Source organism: Massilia solisilvae (genome assembly GCF_024753215.1).
Classification (GTDB): domain Bacteria; phylum Pseudomonadota; class Gammaproteobacteria; order Burkholderiales; family Burkholderiaceae_D; genus Telluria; species Telluria solisilvae.
Window position 1 is genome coordinate 1 of record NZ_JANUGV010000012.1, and the last position, 16051, is coordinate 16051.

Below are 16051 nucleotides of genomic sequence, written 5' to 3' on the forward strand. Positions count from 1 at the left end.
AACCGAAGTCGGAGTCGCTCACTCAAAATACTGACGAATCACTTCTTGCGAAGTGTTCATATTTTTTGTGAACATTTGATTTTTTAAGTAATCAGCTAACCGAAGTCAGCTGGCACCTTCATCAAACGCCCACACTTATCGACTGTTTGTTGTTAAAGAACAGGCAGATCATGCTGCCTTGCTGCATCGTGCGAATCGTTTTGTTCGTCAGCAGCAGAGAAGTGAGATTATGCAGTGTTTCGCGCTCGTCGTCAACTTCTTTTTTACATCGTGTCATTCAGACACTACCTCACAAGTCCTTCGCAACCGGTTGATTTGCTGCGTGTTTCTCGCGAGGGACCGAACTATAGCAAAGCGCCGCGGTGCTGCGCAAGGGCTTTTTTCAGGCTTGCATTCCTGGCAAGCACCGCGGCATCCATCACTTGCCCTCGAAGTTGGGTGCGCGCTTTTCCAGGAAAGCAGACATGCCCTCTTTCTGGGCCTCGGTGCCGAAGCCCGCGTGGAAGTAGCGGCGTTCGTAACGCACGCCTTCGGTCAGCGTGGTTTCGAACGCGCGGTTGACCGAATCCTTGATCGCCATTGCCACCGAGACCGACATGCCCGCGATGCTGTTAGCGATTGCCAGCGCCTCTTCCATGACCTTGTCCGCCGGAAAGACGCGCGACACCAGGCCATTGCGCTCGGCCTCGGCAGCATCGATCATGCGGCAGGTCAGCAGCATGTCCATTGCCTTGTACTTGCCGATCGTGCGCGGCAGGCGCTGGGTGCCGCCGGCACCCGGGGTGACGCCCACCTTGATTTCGGGCTGGCCGAACTTGGCGCTGTCGGCCGCAATCAGCATGTCGCACATCATCGCCAGCTCGCAGCCGCCACCCAGGGCGTAGCCGGCAACCACCCCGATCACCGGCTTGCGCACGTTCAGGATGTGCTCCCAATTGCGGCCAATATAGTTGCCCGGGTAAGTGTCGGCGTAGGTGTAGTTCGCCATGGCAGCAATGTCGGCGCCGGCGGCGAAGACCTTCTCGCTGCCGGTCAGGACGATGACGTTCACGGACGGGTCCGCGTCGAACTTGTACAGGGCGTCGCCCAGCTCGTTCATCATGTTGTCGTTCAGCGCGTTCATCGCCTTGGGGCGATTCAGGCGAATCACCACGACTTTGCCGTGGTTTTCGATCAGCAGGTCTGCGTATTGCATGGGACACCCTTTCGTAAGTTGTCGAACTAAGCGATTGTAGCGCCTCCCCTGTTAAAAAAGGCAACGCGCGCTGCTATCATTGCTCTCTTATTAACATGCGCGAGCTCCCGGCCCATGACCACCGTGACCTCTGAAGCCGATGCCGCCAACGACAAGCTGCGTAGCCGCGACTTCCGCCACCTGTGGCTCAGCAATGCGCTGACCAACTTCGGCGCCCAGATCACGATGCTGGCCCTGCCGGTCTGCGCCGCCTTGTTGCTACATGCCTCGTCCAGCCAGATGGGCGTGCTCGCCGCTTGCGAGACCCTGCCGTTCCTGCTGTTCGACCTTCCGGTCGGCGTGCTGCTCGACCGGCACCGGCGCCTCCCCGTCATGCTGTGCAGCGATACGCTGGTCGGCATTGCGCTGGCGAGCGTGCCGCTTGCGTGGTGGTTCGGCGCCCTTTCCATTCATTGGCTGTATGCCGTCGGCTTCGTGATCGGGACCGGCTATGTGGTTGGCGGCGGCGCGGAGCAGGTGTTCCTGACCTTTATCGTCGGCCGCGACAAGCTGGTGGATGCCCAGGCGCGCTTTGCATCGACTGAGTCGGCCGCCCGCCTGCTCGGCCCGGGCATCGCCGGCACGCTGGTGCAGGTGGTGGGCGCGCCGCTTGCGGTGCTGTGTAACGCAGCCGGATTTGCGGTGTCGCTCCTGAACCTGCGCATGATCCGTTCGCGCGAACCGCAGCCGGAACGCAAGGACACGCACCCGGTGCGCGAGATGATCGACGGCCTGGCTTTCGTCTGGAACCACCGCCTGCTGCGCAAGCTCGCGTGGGTGTCCGGCGGCTGGCACCTGATGTTCTTCGGCTTTAACGCGCTGCAGGTGCTGTTCGCCCTGCGCGTGCTGGGCCTGCCGCCCGGCGTGATGGGCACCGCGCAGATGCTGGGCGGCGTTGGCGTGCTGGCGGGTTCGCTGCTCGTCAAGCCGCTGACGCTGCGCTTTGGCGTGGGCCCGGTGCTGCTGCTGGGCCAGATCGGCTCGGCGATCGGCTGGGTACTGATGCCGGCGATTCCCGCGGCGCTGTGGGGCAGCGTCACCGCGACGGCCGGCGTGTATGCGGTGGCGATGTTCTGGGTGGACTTTGGCGCCACCCTGTTCTACATCCCCTACGGCGCGCTGCGCCAGAAGGTCACGCCGGACCCGATGCTGGGCCGGATGATCGCGACCATGCGCTTTTTAACCGTGGCGATGGCGCCAGTCGGTTCCATGCTCGCGGGCCTGCTGGGCGAACGATTTGGCGTGCGCACGGGGCTGGCCTGCGTTGGCGTGGGCGCGCTGGCCCTGGTGCTGGCCGCCTCGGCGGGCGACCTGCGCAAGGTAAGGGATTAAGGCTGGCGCGGGGCCGGCTGGGGCAGCAGCACCCAGAGCGAACCGCGCTGCTTCATCAGGCCCGCCTTGTCGGCCGCGCCGTCGCCAAAGCCGAAGAAAAAATCGGCCCGCACCTCGCCCCGGATGGCGCCGCCGGTATCCTGCCCCATCACCAGGCGGCGCATCGGCGCCTCGCTACCCGGCTCGGTGGTGGACAGGAAGATCGGCGCGCCAAGGGGCAGGAACTTCGGATCGATCGCCACCGAACGGGCCGGCGTGAGCGGCACGCCCAGCGCGCCCTTCGGCCCCACACCCGGGTCGGGCAGTTTCTCTTCCTTGAAGAAGATGTAGCTCGGGTTCACGTTGAACAGCTCCTGCCTGCGCTCCGGGTGCGCCGCGATCCACGCCTTGATCCCCTGCGCGGTGGCTTGCTCGACCGTCAGCTCGCCCTTTTCCACCAGCCAGCGGCCGATTGCCTTGTATGGATGGCCGTTCTGGTCGGCGTAGGCGATGCGCACCGTTTCGCCGGTGTCGTCGAGCCTGACCCGGCCCGAGCCCTGCACCTCGAGGAAGAACGCTTCGACCGGATCGTTCACCCACACCAGCTCCTTGCCGGGCAGGTTGGCGCGTTCGATCTCGGCCCGCGTGCTGTAGGGGAGCACCTTGCGGCCAGCCAGCCGGCCGCGCAGCACCCTGCCCTTCAGGTCCGGGTAGACGGCGGCCAGGTCGATGGTCAGCAGGTCATCCGGCACCTTGTAGAGCGGCGTCTGGTAGGCCCCATGCCGCTTGCGCACGCCGTGGAGCATGGGCTCGTAATAGCCGGTGATCAGGCCCGTGTCCGAACCGTCGGCGGCCCGAATCTGGTTGGGAACGAACCAGCTCTCGAAATAGCGCCGGACCGCGCCAGCGTCGCCGCCATCGACCACCCGGGCGGAGGTGCAGGCAGGACGCCACTCGGCGCGGCTGCCCAGGGCCTTGCACGAGGCCATGAACGCGGGCCAGGCCTGGCGCGGGTCGTCCTCGCGCCAGCCGGGCAAGAGCTCGAACGTGGTCGGTGTCATCAGGGGCGCCGGCTCCGGCTTGGCCGGGGTGACCTCGGGCACGGCGACCGGGCCGACCGGCGGCGGCATCGTGACCGGGGGCTTGGGCTGCGGTTGCGCAGGCTGCTGCACGGGCGTGGTACATGCGGCCAGCAGCCAGGCGACGGCGGCAAGCAAAGCGGGTAAACTGCGGCGAGTCGTCAGCATAAGACGTGAGAGAAGAATATGTGGATACTGATGTTGGAGGCTTTTGGCGCCCTGTTCCTGCTGGTGTTCATCGTCTGGTGGACGATGTTCTCGGGCCGCGAGCCCGGTGGGCGCAAAGATCGCGCCGAGCATCGCGAAAACGATACGCCCGGCAGCTGATCAGTGCAAGGTCTTGGGCAGCGACAGCACGAACTCCGGGATCGGCGCTTCGAAGCGGTGCCCGTCCTCGGCCACGAAGAAGTAGCAGCCGACCATGGAGCCGGTCGGCGTCGAGATCTGGGTGCCGCTGGTGTACTCGAACTGCTCGCCCGGCTGCAACAGCGGCTGGTGCCCGACCACACCCAGGCCCGCCACCTTCTGCACATGGTTATTGGCGTCGGTGATGGTCCAGTAGCGCGAAATGAGCTGCGCGGCGACGGTGCCGGTGTTCTTGATCGTGATGGAATAGGTGAACACAAAGTTGGTCCGGTTCGGGTCGGACTGCTCCGGCAGGTACTGGGTCCTGACCGTGACGGTGAAGTCGTAGACGGGCATCGGTTTTCCTTGTGTTATCCGTTTGCTCTTGTGTACAAGGCCGGCGATCGACACCCGGCATCGAGCCGCCATCATACAGAATGACGCGCCAGCGCGCGTTCCGCGCAGCAGGCGGCGCCAACGGCGTAAAATAACGGGTTCAGACCAACCGCACCCGCAATCCATGACCACCTACCGCATCGCCCCCAGCATCCTGTCGGCAGATTTCGCGCGCCTCGGCGAGGAAGTCCGCAATGTCGTCGCCGCCGGCGCAGACATTATCCACTTCGACGTGATGGACAACCATTATGTTCCCAACCTGACCATCGGCCCGCTGGTGTGCCAGGCGATCCGCCCTCACGTGCAGGTGCCGATCGACGTGCACCTGATGGTCAAGCCGGTGGACCGCATCATCCCCGATTTCGCCAAGGCCGGCGCCAACATCATCACCTTCCACCCGGAGGCGTCGGAGCACATCGACCGCACCCTGCAGCTGATCCGCGATAACGGCTGCAAGGCCGGCCTGGTATTCAACCCGGCCACGCCGATGCACTGCCTGGAGCACGTGATGGACAAGCTCGACATGATCCTGATTATGTCGGTGAACCCTGGCTTTGGCGGCCAGTCCTTCATTCCCGAAGCGCTCAAGAAGATCGCGATCGCGCGCCGCCTGATCGACGAATCGGGCCGCGACATCATGCTCGAGGTCGATGGCGGCATCAAGGCCGACAACATCGCCGCCGCCGCTGCCGCCGGCGCCGACACCTTCGTGGCCGGCTCGGCCATCTTCGGCAAACCCGACTACAAGGCCGTGATCGACGCCATGCGCGCGCAGCTCGCGACCGTGCGCGCCTGATGCGCCCGGGCGCAGCGGCGATCCGCGCCGCCATCATCGACCTGGACGGCACGATGCTCGACACCATGCCGGACTTCGAACTGGCCCTGAACGGCATGCGCGCCGAACTGGGCCTGGCGCCAATCAGCCAGCAGACCATCGAACCGATGGTCGGCAAAGGCTCGGAAAAGCTGATCCGCGACGTCCTCGCGCTCGACCTGCCGCCAGAGCGCGCGGCCGCACTGTACGACCAGGCAATGGCGTCGTACCAACGCCACTACCTGGCCATCAACGGCGAGCGCAGCGCGCTGTACGGCGGCGTGGTGGAAGGGCTGCAGGCGCTGCGGGCGCTTGGCCTGCGCCTGGCGTGCGTGACCAACAAGCCGATCGCCTTCGCCACCCCGCTCTTGGCGCAAAAAGGACTGGCGCCGTACTTCGAGCTGGTCTACGGCGGTGACTCGCTGCCGAAGAAAAAGCCCGATCCGCTGCCCCTGTTGCAGGTTTGCCGCGACTTCGACCTTGCGCCGCAGCAGGTGGTAGCGATCGGCGACTCCTCCAACGACGCCCAGGCCGCGCGCGCGGCCGGTTGCTTCGTATTGACGGTGCCATACGGGTACAACCATGGACGGCCTGTACACGAAATTGATTCCGATGGTATAGTAGACACGCTGTTTGACGCCGCGAAACTGATCGAAGCGCACAACGGCACTACAAACTAACCTCACAACTCCATGTTTTTCACGAAAAAACACACCGTCAACCTGACCGGCGCCCATGAGGCCTGGCTGTGGCGACGCTGGCAATCCTGGGCTAACTGACCCAACACGATTGCTGCCGGCTGTGTTCGTTCGCCGGCAGGTTTTTTGAAAAACCACCGCCACTCCCCCTCCTCGTGGCGGCCCGGAGAAAAGCATGACCGAACTCGAATTCAAATCGCTGGCCAACCAGGGCTACAACCGCATCCCTTTGATCGCGGAAGCATTCGCCGATCTCGAAACCCCGCTCACGCTTTACCTCAAACTGGCCCAGAGCCAGGACGCCGGCAAAAACACCTTCCTGCTCGAGTCCGTGGTCGGCGGCGAGCGCTTCGGCCGCTACTCGTTCATCGGGCTGCCCGCCAGGACGCTGCTGCGCAACTCGGGCAACCTGACCGAAGTGGTGAAGAACGGCGAAGTGATCGAGCGCTTCGAAGGCAATCCGCTGGAATTCATCGAACAGTACCAAGCGCGCTTCAAGGTTGCGGTACGGCCGGGCATGCCGCGCTTTTGCGGCGGGCTGGCGGGTTACTTCGGTTACGACACCGTGCGCCACATCGAGAAGAAACTGGCCGGCGGCGCACCCAAGGACGACCTGGGACTGCCCGAGATCCAGCTGATGCTCACCGAAGAGCTGGCGGTGATCGACAACCTGTCCGGCAAGCTGTACCTGATCGTGTACGCCGACCCGTCGCAGCCGGAGGCGTATGCGAAAGGTCGCCAGCGCCTGAAAGACCTGCGCATGATGCTGCGCCGGAGCGTGGACGCCCCGGTCACCACCGCCTCGGTGCGCACCGAAGCCGTGCGCGACTTCAGCCGGGAGGACTATCTCAAGGCGGTGGCGGTGGCCAAGGAATACGTGATGGCGGGTGACCTGATGCAGGTGCAGATCGGCCAGCGCATCCGCAAGCCGTACGTCGATTCGCCGCTCTCGCTGTACCGATCGCTGCGTTCGCTGAACCCGTCGCCGTACATGTACTACTACAACTTCGGCGACATGCAGATCGTCGGCGCCTCGCCCGAGATCCTGGTGCGCAACGAAGCCCTGCCCGACGGTGGCAAGAAGGTCACGCTGCGCCCGATCGCCGGCACCCGCCCGCGCGGCTCCACGCCGGAACGCGACGCCGCGCTGGCCGACGAGCTGCTGGCCGACCCCAAGGAGATCGCCGAGCACGTGATGCTGATCGACCTGGCGCGCAACGACATCGGCCGCATCGCCAAGACCGGCACGGTCAAGGTCACCGACCGCATGGTCATCGAAAAGTACTCGCATGTGCAGCACATCGTGTCCAACGTCGAAGGCACGCTGAAGGACGGCATGTCCAACCTGGACGTGCTGCGCGCGACCTTCCCGGCCGGTACCCTGACCGGCGCGCCCAAGGTGCGCGCGATGGAGATCATCGACGAGCTCGAGCCGGTCAAGCGCGGCATCTACGGCGGCGCCTGCGGCTACCTGTCGTTCGGCGGCGAAATGGACGTGGCGATCGCGATCCGTACCGGCGTGATCAAGGACGGCAACCTGTACGTGCAGGCAGCCGCCGGCATCGTGGCCGATTCGGTTCCCGAGATGGAATGGCAGGAAACCGAGAACAAGGCGCGCGCCGTGCTGCGCGCAGCCGAGCAAGTGCAAGACGGCCTGGATGGGGAGATCTGAGATGCTGCTAATGATCGACAACTACGACTCGTTCACCTACAACATCGTGCAGTATTTCGGCGAGCTGGGCGAGGACGTGCGGACCTACCGCAACGACGAAATCACGATCGCGCAGATCGAGGAAATGAATCCGGACCGCATCTGCATCTCGCCGGGACCGAAGTCGCCCAAAGATGCAGGGATCTCGGTGGACGTGCTCAAGCACTTCAAGGGCAAGCTGCCGATCCTGGGCGTGTGCCTGGGCCATCAGGCCATCGGCGAAGCTTTCGGCGGCAAGATCGTGCGTGCCAAGCAGGTCATGCACGGCAAGACCTCGCTGATTGCGCATACCGGGGTGGGCGTATTCAAGGACATCCCGAGTCCATTCACCGTGATCCGCTATCACTCGCTGGCGATCGAGCGCGCCTCGCTGCCCTCGTGCCTGGAAGTGACCGCGTGGACCGACGACGGCGAGATCATGGGCGTGCGCCACAAGGAGTACGACATCGAGGGCGTGCAGTTCCACCCCGAGTCGATCCTGTCCGAGCACGGCCACAAGATGCTGCAAAACTTCCTCGAACGCTGATACCCGTAGGGTGGGCAGCTTGCTGCCCACGCGGTGATACGCGGCTCCGATACCCCGCAAAGGCGATTCCCTGCTGAGTATCGCCGCGTGGGCAGGAGACCTGCCCACCCTACCAAACCGAAACTGGACCTGCCATGCCGATCACCCCACAAGAAGCGCTGCTGCGCTGTATCGAACACCGCGAGATCTTCCACGACGAGATGCTGCACCTGTTCCGCCAGATCATGTCGGGCGAGATGTCGCCGACCATGATCGCGGCCCTGACCATCGGCCTGCGCGTGAAGAAGGAAACCATCGGCGAGATCGCGGCGGCGGCGCAGGTCATGCGCGAGTTCTCGACCAAGGTGCCGATGGCCGACACGCGCAACCTGCTCGACATCGTGGGCACCGGCGGCGACGGCGCGCACACCTTCAACATCTCGACCGCATCGATGTTCGTGGCAGCGGCCGCTGGCGCGCGCGTGGCCAAGCACGGAGGGCGCAGCGTGTCGTCGTCCTCGGGCTCGGCCGACCTGATCGAGTCGCTCGGCGCGCACATTGACCTGAAGCCCGAGCAGATCGCGCAGTCGATCGCGCAAAGCGGCATCGGCTTCATGTTCGCGCCTAACCACCACGCGGCGATGAAGCACGCCGCGCCGGTGCGCCGCGAGCTGGGCGTGCGCACGATCTTCAACATTCTTGGGCCGCTGACCAACCCGGCCGGCGCGCCGAACATCCTGATGGGCGTGTTCCACCCCGACCTGGTGGGCATCCAGGTGCGCGTGCTGCAGCGACTGGGCGCGCAGCATGCGGTGGTGGTCTGGGGCCGCGACAACATGGACGAAGTCTCGCTCGGCGCCGGCACCATGGTCGGCGAACTGGTGAACGGCGAGATCCGGGAGTATGAGATCCACCCCGAAGACTTCGGCCTGCACATGGTCCACACCCGCAACCTGAAAGTGGCCAACGCCACCGAGTCCAAGGCCAAGGTGCTGGAAGCGCTGCGCGGCGAGCCGGGGCCGGCAACCGACATCGTGGCGCTGAACGCCGGCACCGCGCTGTATGCGGCCGGCGTGACCCCGTCGATCGAGGAAGGCCTGGCCAAGGCGCGCGCCACCATCGAGTCGGGCGCCGCACTGGCCAAGCTGGAGCAGTTCGTGCAGGTAACGCGCCAGTTGGGCGCGGCCAGCTAAGGCAGCGGCATGTTCGGCATCCACGACCTGGCGCTGTTCGTCGTTTCGGGCCTGCTCCTGAATATCATGCCGGGGCCGGACTCGCTGCTCATCATGACGCGCAGCGCCACCCAAGGCTGGCGCGCGGGCGTGGCGGCGGCGCTAGGCATCGGCGCGGGCGTGTTCGTGCACGTGTTCGCGGCTGCGCTCGGGCTGTCCGCCGTGCTGGCCACCTCGGCCACCGCGTTCACGGTCGTGAAGCTGGCCGGCGCAGCCTACATCCTCTACATGGCCGCTGGTCTTTTGATGAGCAAGAAGCGCGATGACGCGGCGGTGCGCGTCGCGCTGCCTGCCCTCCCCTACCGCAAGATCTTCGCGCAGGGCTTCCTGACCAACGTGCTCAACCCGAAGGTGGCGGTGTTCTTCCTTGCGTTCGTCCCACAGTTCATCAGCGTGGACGCGCCGAACAAGGCGCTGGCCTTCATCCTCCTGGGCTGCATCTTCAACATCAACGGCACCTTGTGGACCACCGGCCTGGCGCTGTTCACGGCCAAGGCCAGCCAGCGCGTCAAACTCGACCCCTCCCTGTCGCTGTGGCTCAACCGCGCCACCGGCGGCCTGTTCGTCTGGCTCGGCGTGAAGCTCGCGCTGGCCAAGCAACACTGAAAATCATCATGTCCGACATCCTCAACAAGATCCTCGCGGTCAAGGCCGATGAAGTGGCCGCCGCCAAGAAATACCGTGACCTGGCCAGCCTGCGGCGCGAGGCCGAGGCCAGCCTTGAGCCGGTGCGCGGCTTCGAGAACAACCTGCGCAAAAACATCGCCGCCGGCCGCGCAGGCGTGATCGCGGAAGTGAAGAAGGCCTCGCCGTCCAAGGGCGTGCTGCGCGCGGACTTCCGCCCGGCCGGGATCGCCGCCAGCTATGAAGCGGGCGGCGCATCCTGCCTGTCGGTGCTGACCGACGTGCATTTCTTCCAGGGCGCGACGGAATACCTGCAGCAGGCGCGCGCCGCATGCACGCTGCCGGTGATCCGCAAGGACTTCATCGTCGACATGTACCAGGTGTACGAGGCGCGCGCGATGGGAGCCGACGCGATCCTGCTGATCGTGGCCGCGCTCGACCATGGCCTGATGGCGGAGCTGGAAGCCTGTGCGCTGGAACTTGGCATGGATGTGCTGGTCGAATCGCATGACGGTGATGAGCTGGCGGCGGCGCTGAAGTTGCGCACCAGGCTGGTCGGCATCAACAACCGCAACCTGCGCACCTTCGAGACTTCGCTCGACACCACGCTCGGCCTGCTGCCGCGCGTCCCGGCCGACAAGCTGGTGGTGACCGAGTCCGGGATCATGGTGCCCGATGACGTGAAGCGCATGCGCGACGCGAACGTGCATGCGTTCTTGGTGGGCGAGGCGTTCATGCGCGCGCCCGATCCTGGGGCTGAATTACGACGATTGTTTGGCTGACCATGAACACGACCATCCGCACGAGCGCCTTCTCCCTCATCATTTTGGCCAGCTTGTGCGGGTGTAGTTCGGTTCAGTCCATCAGTTCGTCCACTGCGCAGCTGGCGTCGCGCATCTTCCATCCCAACGCCACGCCGGCGGCGGTTCCTCCCCCATCCCCCAGCCTTGACGCGTATAAGACGCAAGTGGCGTATCACGTCATGCAGCGCAATCCCAACCAGATCTTCAGCGGCAGGCTGCCGCCCATGCTGCCCGCAATCGTGGTGCTGAACATTACGGTGGACAAGGACGGGCAGCTGAAGGATGTGGAAGTGCAGCGCTCGCGCGACCCCGATGCGTCACGGGTGGCGGTCGATTCGATGCGGCGCAGCGGGCCGCTGCCCAAGCCGGCCAGGCTGCTGGCCGACAGCGATTCACTGACGTTTTCCGAAACCTTCCTGTTCAACGACCAGTACCGGTTCCAGTTGCGCAGCGTGGCGGGGCCGCAATAGCTTGTGTAGGGTGGGCAGGTTTCCTGCCCACGCGTTCAAACGACGTATGCGTGATCTGAACGCGTGGGCGAAAGACCCGCCCACCCTACAAGAATCACTTTTAACGCTCGCTTGGCCGCGCCAACGCTGCGCCCTTCTTGCCACCTGGCGCGTGGGACAGCGAAATTCCGGGCACCCGATCGCCCTGCAACACGACGTCAAAGCTCATCAGCTCATCGCGGCGGAACGCGTGCACGGTGACCTTGTCGCCGACCTTGTAGCGCGCCAGCAGCGTGTCCAGGTTGGACGGATTGCCCGTCACCCGAATGCCGTCGAGCGCAATCAGGATGTCGCCCGCGGACAGCCCGGCCCGATGCGCCGGCCCGCCCTCGTGCACGCCGGTGAGCCTGGCGCCGCCGGTGTCGCGGCCGACGTTGGCGTCCAGCGAAGGCTTGGTGCCCTTGCGCTCGTCCACCAGCTTGACGCCGAACGGCGCGTACAGCTTGGCCAGCGGCAGATCCTCGGTGCCACGCACGTAGCGCTCGAACATGGTGCGCAGCTTCACGCCCGACACTTCATCGAACAGCGCCTCGACCTCGCCCTCGGTCACACCGCGACCGACGGATGGGTAGAAATCGCGCCCGTAACGCTGCCACAGCGCCAGCATCACGTCGTCCAGCGACTTCGCTCCGCTGGTTTTGGCGCGGATCGTCAGGTCGAACGCGAGCGCGATCAGCGAACCCTTGGTGTAATAGCTGATGATGGCGTTGGCCGCATTCTCGTCCTGCCGGTAGTACTTGCTCCAGGCGTCGAAACTCGATTCGGCCACGCTCTGCTTGGTGCGCCCGCTGCCGCGCAGGACGCTGCCGACCGTCTTGGCCAGCAGCTTGAAGTAGGTCGTCTCGTCGATGATCCCGGCGCGCACCAGCATCAGGTCGTCGTAGTAGCTGGTGAAGCCTTCGAAGAGCCACAGCAGCGGCGTGTAGTTCTCGACCTGCAGGTCGTACGGTGCGAACACGGCCGGCTTGATGCGCTTGACGTTCCAGGTGTGGAAGTACTCATGGCTGCACAGGCCCAGGAACTTGAGGTAGCCCTCTCCCGGCTCGCTGCCCTTGGGCGTGGCGGTGCTGGGCAGGTCGGCGCGCGAGCAGATCAGCGCCGTGGATGCGCGGTGTTCGAGGCCGCCGTAGCCGTCGCCGACCACCATCGTCAGGAACACGTAGCGGTTCATCGGAGCGCGTTTGGTCTTCGGTTCGAAGAACGCGATCTGCGCCTCGCAGATCGCCTTCAGGTCGGCCTGCAGGCGCGCCATGTCCAGGTTCGGCACGCGGCCCGTGACCACGATGTCGTGCGGGACGCCGTGCGCCTTGAAGGTGGCCAGCTCGAACTCGCCCATCTCGACCGGATGGTCGATCAGTTCGTCGTAGTTGGCAGCCAGGTAGGTGCCGAAGCCGTAGCGCCTGGCGCCCAGCTCCGGCAGCGAGGTGGCCACGCGCCAGTTGGCGGCGACTGGGTCCTGCGGGGCCTGAATGTCCACCTGGTGCGGCGCCTCTTCCTTGCCGAGTGCGCGCAGGTACACGCTGGTGCCATTGAAGAAGCCGTGGGTCTGGTCCAGGTGCGCGGCGCGCACCGACAGGTCCCACGCGTACACCTCGTACCAGACCGACAGCGGGCCGCTGCACGGCGCCGCCTTCCAGGTGTGCTTGTCCAGCTTGTCCAGGTTGACCGCCTGGCCGTTCGACTCGGCACGGATGCGCACGATATTGCGCGCGAACTCGCGGATCATGTAGCTGCCCGGGATCCATGCCGGCAGCACGAACACCTGCCCTTCCGGGTCCGGCTCGGCCACGGTGACGGTGACGTCGAACAGGTGGCCGGACAGGTCGCGTGGCAGGATCGTGTACTGGACCGCGGGCGGCGCCTTCTTCTGAGGTGATTTTTTCATGGTCTGCGATGAAAGGTTTTTTTGTAGTGTAATCGCAAGAGCCCGGCAGCGGCCACTCGCGATGAACACGGGGCCGCGGTTGCGTCAGCGGTTGTCGCGTCCGCGCGAAAGGTCGGCCTGCTCGTCGATATCCTCGACCACGCCGGGGTCGTCCACCTCGACCAGCGTCACCGGATTCGCCTGCAGGATGGCACGCGCACCCTGGTCGCCTTCCAGCGCCAGCAGCGCCGCCAGGTGGGTCTTGCTGAAGCCGACCGGATTGCCGCGGCGGCCCTGGAATACCGGCGCGGCGATGTCCGCGCCCGACGCCAGCGCCGCGCACAGCGTTTTGATCGTGGCCGGGCGCACGAACGGCATGTCGCCCAGCGCGACAATCCAAGCCTGTGCCTGGGGCAGCGAATGGCGGACGGCGTGGACGAGCGAGGCCGCCATGCCCTGCCCGGCCTCGTCGCAAATGATCACCTCGCAGCCCAGCGCGCCCAGCACGCCGGCGACGTCGCCGGAATGTGGCCCCACGACGGCAAGCACGCGCGGCACGGTCGCGAGCAGATGGCGCGCGCTGCTGGCCACGACAGGTTCGCCCGAGGGCAGGCGCTCAAGCAGTTTGTTGCGCGCCCCGGTGGCGTCGAAGCGGCTGCCCCTGCCGGCCGCCAGCAAGATGCCGACAGGGGTCATGGTCGCATCCTCAGGCAGCGGTCAGGTCGAACGGCAGCTTGCGCAGCCGCTTGCCGGTGAGGCGATAGAGCGCGTTGGCAAAGGCCGGCGCCAAGGGCGGCAGGCCCGGCTCGCCCATGCCGGTGGGCGGCTCCGCCGAGGGGACGATGAACACGTCCACATGCGGCATTTCGTTCATGCGCGCCACGCGGTAGTCGTTGAAGTTCTGCTGCTGTACCAGCCCGTCCTTGAGCGTGATGGCCGCGCCGGGCAGCGTGGTGCCCAGCGCCATGAGCGCGGCGCCCTGCACCTGCGCCTCGACCGTCAGCGGATTGACGGCCAGGTTGCAGTGCACGCCGGCGGTCACGCGGTGCAGCTTGGGCGCACCCTTGTCGAGCGAAGCCTCGACCACGTACGCAACCACCGAATTGAACGACTCGTGCAGCGCCACGCCCCAGGCATGCCCTTTCGGCAGCGCCTTCTTGCCGTAGCCGGACTTGGCCACCGCCAGGTCGAGCGCCGCCAGGTGGCGCTTGTGCTCCGGGCCCATCAGCTTCTTGCGGTACGCCACCGGGTCCATGTTGGCCAGGTGCGCGGCTTCGTCGATCAGGGTCTCCATCACGAACGCGGTGTGGGTCGAGCCGACCGAACGCCACCACAGCACGGGCACGTTGGCCTTGGTGTTATGAACGGTCAGGTTCATCGGCACGGCGTACGGCTCGCCCATGCCTTCCACGCTGGTCGCATCCACGCCGTTCTTGACCATGTAGGGCTCGAACGGCGTGCCGGTGATGATCGACTGCCCGACGATGGCGTGGTCCCACGCGACGATGTTGCCCTTGGCGTCCAGGCCGATGTCGGCGCGGTGCACATAGGCCGGGCGGTAGTAGCCGCCCTTGATGTCATCCTCGCGGCTCCACATGACCTTGACCGGCTCGCCGTGGCCGGCCGCGCGCCAGGCCTTGGCCACGCCCACCGCCTCGACGATGTAATCCGAGGTGGGCACCGCGCGGCGGCCGAAACCGCCGCCCGCCATCATGGTGTTGACCGTGACCTGCTCGGGCTTCAGGCCAGCAGTGGCGGCCACCGCCGCCTGGTCCGCGGTCTGGAACTGGGTGCCGGCCCACACCGTGCAGTGGTCGGCGCGCAGGTCCACCACGCAGTTGAGCGGCTCCATCGGCGCGTGCGCCAGGTAGGGGAATTCATAGACGGCCGAAATCTTCTTCGGCGCGCCGGCCAGCGGCGCGATGTCTGCCTTTTTGGCCACCGTGCCCGGCGTTTTGGCCAGCGACGCATATTCCTGCATCAGCTTTGCGGTATCGGTCTTGGCCACCGCGCTGGTATCCCAGTCGATGGCCAGCGCGTCGCGGCCCAGCTTGGCGGGCCAGTAGCCGTCGGCGATCACGGCCACGCCGCGGCCGCCGCGGTCGGTCGGCACTTCGACCACGGCGCGCACGCCCTTGATTGCCAGCGCTTTGGCGGCATCGACGCGCGCCACCCTGGCGCCGAACACGGGCGGACGCGCGACCAGCGCCACCTTGCAGTTCTCGGGCTTGAAGTCCAGGCCGAACTGCTGGCGCCCGTTCGACTTGGCGCGCGCATCGATGCGCTTCATGGGCTTGCCAATGAAGCGGAAATCCTTGGGGTCCTTGAGCGTGACGGTGGCCGGCACCGGCTGCGCCATCGCCGCGTCGGCCAGTTCGCCGTAGCTGGCCTTCTGGCCGGCCGGGCCGAACACCACGCCGTTTGCGGTTTTGCACTGCGCCGGCTGCACGTTCCACTTCTGGGCCGCGGCGGCAACCAGCATGGCGCGAGCGCGCGCGCCGATCTCGCGGTACTGGGTGAACGAGTGCGCCACGCTGCCCGAGCCGCCGGTCATCTGCATGCCCATCAGCGGGTCCTTGAAGGCGTCGCCGGCCGGCGCCAGCTCGCCGCGCACCTGCGACCAGTCGGCATCGAGCTCTTCGGCCATCAGCATCGGCAGCGCGGTGTGCACGCCCTGGCCGAACTCCAGGCGGTTGACCATGACCGTGACCGTGTTGTCCGGTGCAATGTGCAGGAAGGCGTTGGGCGCAGACGGCGCCGGGGCCGCGCCCGCGGCGCGCGCGAAGCGGCCGGCTGTGGGAATAAAGAAGCCGAGCACCAGGCCGCCGCCAAGCGCGGCGCCGGCCTTCATGAAGCCGCGGCGCGAGATGCCGCCCTCGGGGCGCACGGGCGCCTCCTGGTTCATCCATTCGGTACGCATGTGGCC

16 protein-coding genes are annotated in these 16051 nt (G+C 65.8%); 10 read left to right on the top strand and 6 right to left on the bottom strand.

The window, feature by feature from the left end:
* Window positions 1-418: 418 nt before the first annotated feature.
* Complete coding sequence (locus NX773_RS22830) at window positions 419-1195, bottom strand: enoyl-CoA hydratase (RefSeq protein WP_258858534.1); 777 nt, start codon at window positions 1193-1195, stop codon at window positions 419-421.
* A 114-nt stretch (window positions 1196-1309) separates the two neighbouring features.
* Between NX773_RS22830 and NX773_RS22835 the strand changes: the two genes are divergently transcribed.
* On the top strand, window positions 1310-2566 hold the full coding sequence (locus NX773_RS22835) for an MFS transporter (RefSeq protein WP_258858535.1): 1257 nt from the start codon (window positions 1310-1312) through the stop codon (window positions 2564-2566).
* Here NX773_RS22835 and mltA read toward each other — a convergent pair.
* Complete coding sequence (mltA, locus tag NX773_RS22840) at window positions 2563-3792, bottom strand: murein transglycosylase A (RefSeq protein ID WP_258858536.1); 1230 nt, start codon at window positions 3790-3792, stop codon at window positions 2563-2565. The genes NX773_RS22835 and mltA overlap by 4 nt on opposite strands.
* An 18-nt stretch (window positions 3793-3810) precedes the next feature.
* On the opposite strand from mltA, the gene NX773_RS22845 reads away from it, so the two are divergent.
* Window positions 3811-3951: a hypothetical protein gene (locus tag NX773_RS22845; protein ID WP_258858537.1), complete on the top strand. Its 141-nt coding sequence runs from the start codon at window positions 3811-3813 to the stop codon at window positions 3949-3951.
* Here NX773_RS22845 and apaG read toward each other — a convergent pair whose 3' ends face one another.
* The gene (gene apaG / locus NX773_RS22850) at window positions 3952-4326 is read right to left on the bottom strand and encodes a Co2+/Mg2+ efflux facilitator ApaG/CorD (protein ID WP_258858538.1); all 375 of its coding nucleotides are present in this window, start codon (window positions 4324-4326) and stop codon (window positions 3952-3954) included.
* 163 nt (window positions 4327-4489) lie between these two features.
* Between apaG and rpe the strand changes: the two genes are divergently transcribed.
* The 8 genes from rpe to NX773_RS22890 all read left to right on the top strand — a co-directional run bounded on the left by rpe (window position 4490) and on the right by NX773_RS22890 (window position 11222).
* Window positions 4490-5161 (top strand): ribulose-phosphate 3-epimerase, encoded by a 672-nt coding sequence (gene rpe, locus NX773_RS22855; protein WP_258824660.1) that lies wholly within the window; start codon window positions 4490-4492, stop codon window positions 5159-5161.
* Window positions 5161-5859 carry a phosphoglycolate phosphatase gene (locus NX773_RS22860; protein ID WP_258858539.1) on the top strand — a complete coding sequence of 233 codons (699 nt, stop codon included), beginning with the start codon at window positions 5161-5163 and terminating at the stop codon, window positions 5857-5859. The genes rpe and NX773_RS22860 overlap by 1 nt, the downstream gene beginning before the upstream one ends.
* Before the next feature lie 193 nt (window positions 5860-6052).
* Window positions 6053-7549, top strand: coding sequence for an anthranilate synthase component I (trpE, locus tag NX773_RS22865; protein WP_258858540.1), 1497 nt, complete (start codon window positions 6053-6055; stop codon window positions 7547-7549).
* A 1-nt stretch (window position 7550) separates the two neighbouring features.
* Complete coding sequence (locus NX773_RS22870; protein WP_258858541.1) at window positions 7551-8114, top strand: anthranilate synthase component II; 564 nt, start codon at window positions 7551-7553, stop codon at window positions 8112-8114.
* Between the two features lie 134 nt (window positions 8115-8248).
* Window positions 8249-9286 (top strand): anthranilate phosphoribosyltransferase, encoded by a 1038-nt coding sequence (gene trpD / locus NX773_RS22875; protein WP_258858542.1) that lies wholly within the window; start codon window positions 8249-8251, stop codon window positions 9284-9286.
* A 9-nt stretch (window positions 9287-9295) separates the two neighbouring features.
* Window positions 9296-9931, top strand: a complete 636-nt coding sequence (locus NX773_RS22880) for a LysE family translocator (RefSeq protein ID WP_258858543.1) — start codon at window positions 9296-9298, stop codon at window positions 9929-9931.
* Between the two features lie 8 nt (window positions 9932-9939).
* Window positions 9940-10731 (top strand): indole-3-glycerol phosphate synthase TrpC, encoded by a 792-nt coding sequence (gene trpC / locus NX773_RS22885; protein ID WP_258858544.1) that lies wholly within the window; start codon window positions 9940-9942, stop codon window positions 10729-10731.
* Between the two features lie 200 nt (window positions 10732-10931).
* Window positions 10932-11222, top strand: a complete 291-nt coding sequence (locus NX773_RS22890) for an energy transducer TonB (protein WP_258858545.1) — start codon at window positions 10932-10934, stop codon at window positions 11220-11222.
* 100 nt (window positions 11223-11322) lie between these two features.
* Here NX773_RS22890 and NX773_RS22895 read toward each other — a convergent pair whose 3' ends face one another.
* The 3 genes from NX773_RS22895 to NX773_RS22905 form a co-directional block, all read right to left on the bottom strand.
* Complete coding sequence (locus NX773_RS22895; RefSeq protein WP_258858546.1) at window positions 11323-13146, bottom strand: M61 family metallopeptidase; 1824 nt, start codon at window positions 13144-13146, stop codon at window positions 11323-11325.
* A gap of 84 nt (window positions 13147-13230) precedes the next feature.
* Window positions 13231-13821, bottom strand: coding sequence for a nucleotidyltransferase family protein (locus tag NX773_RS22900; RefSeq protein ID WP_258858547.1), 591 nt, complete (start codon window positions 13819-13821; stop codon window positions 13231-13233).
* Window positions 13822-13831: 10 nt separating this feature from the next.
* Entirely contained in the window at window positions 13832-16045 is a 2214-nt protein-coding gene (locus NX773_RS22905; protein ID WP_258858548.1) for a xanthine dehydrogenase family protein molybdopterin-binding subunit, read from the bottom strand.
* Window positions 16046-16051: the final 6 nt, after the last annotated feature.

Bases quoted from the DNA above. Each gene is read 5' to 3' on its own strand.
- trpD (WP_258858542.1), top strand. From the start codon at position 8,249: ATGCCGATCACCCCACAAGAAGCGCTGCTGCGCTGTATCGAACACCGC.
- NX773_RS22905 (WP_258858548.1), bottom strand. From the start codon at position 16,045: ATGCGTACCGAATGGATGAACCAGGAGGCGCCCGTGCGCCCCGAGGGC.
- NX773_RS22835 (WP_258858535.1), top strand. From the start codon at position 1,310: ATGACCACCGTGACCTCTGAAGCCGATGCCGCCAACGACAAGCTGCGT.
- apaG (WP_258858538.1), bottom strand. From the start codon at position 4,326: ATGCCCGTCTACGACTTCACCGTCACGGTCAGGACCCAGTACCTGCCG.
- trpE (WP_258858540.1), top strand. From the start codon at position 6,053: ATGACCGAACTCGAATTCAAATCGCTGGCCAACCAGGGCTACAACCGC.
- NX773_RS22860 (WP_258858539.1), top strand. From the start codon at position 5,161: ATGCGCCCGGGCGCAGCGGCGATCCGCGCCGCCATCATCGACCTGGAC.
- NX773_RS22895 (WP_258858546.1), bottom strand. From the start codon at position 13,146: ATGAAAAAATCACCTCAGAAGAAGGCGCCGCCCGCGGTCCAGTACACG.
- mltA (WP_258858536.1), bottom strand. From the start codon at position 3,792: ATGCTGACGACTCGCCGCAGTTTACCCGCTTTGCTTGCCGCCGTCGCC.
- NX773_RS22870 (WP_258858541.1), top strand. From the start codon at position 7,551: ATGCTGCTAATGATCGACAACTACGACTCGTTCACCTACAACATCGTG.
- rpe (WP_258824660.1), top strand. From the start codon at position 4,490: ATGACCACCTACCGCATCGCCCCCAGCATCCTGTCGGCAGATTTCGCG.
- NX773_RS22900 (WP_258858547.1), bottom strand. From the start codon at position 13,821: ATGACCCCTGTCGGCATCTTGCTGGCGGCCGGCAGGGGCAGCCGCTTC.
- NX773_RS22830 (WP_258858534.1), bottom strand. From the start codon at position 1,195: ATGCAATACGCAGACCTGCTGATCGAAAACCACGGCAAAGTCGTGGTG.
- NX773_RS22845 (WP_258858537.1), top strand. From the start codon at position 3,811: ATGTGGATACTGATGTTGGAGGCTTTTGGCGCCCTGTTCCTGCTGGTG.
- NX773_RS22890 (WP_258858545.1), top strand. From the start codon at position 10,932: ATGCAGCGCAATCCCAACCAGATCTTCAGCGGCAGGCTGCCGCCCATG.
- trpC (WP_258858544.1), top strand. From the start codon at position 9,940: ATGTCCGACATCCTCAACAAGATCCTCGCGGTCAAGGCCGATGAAGTG.
- NX773_RS22880 (WP_258858543.1), top strand. From the start codon at position 9,296: ATGTTCGGCATCCACGACCTGGCGCTGTTCGTCGTTTCGGGCCTGCTC.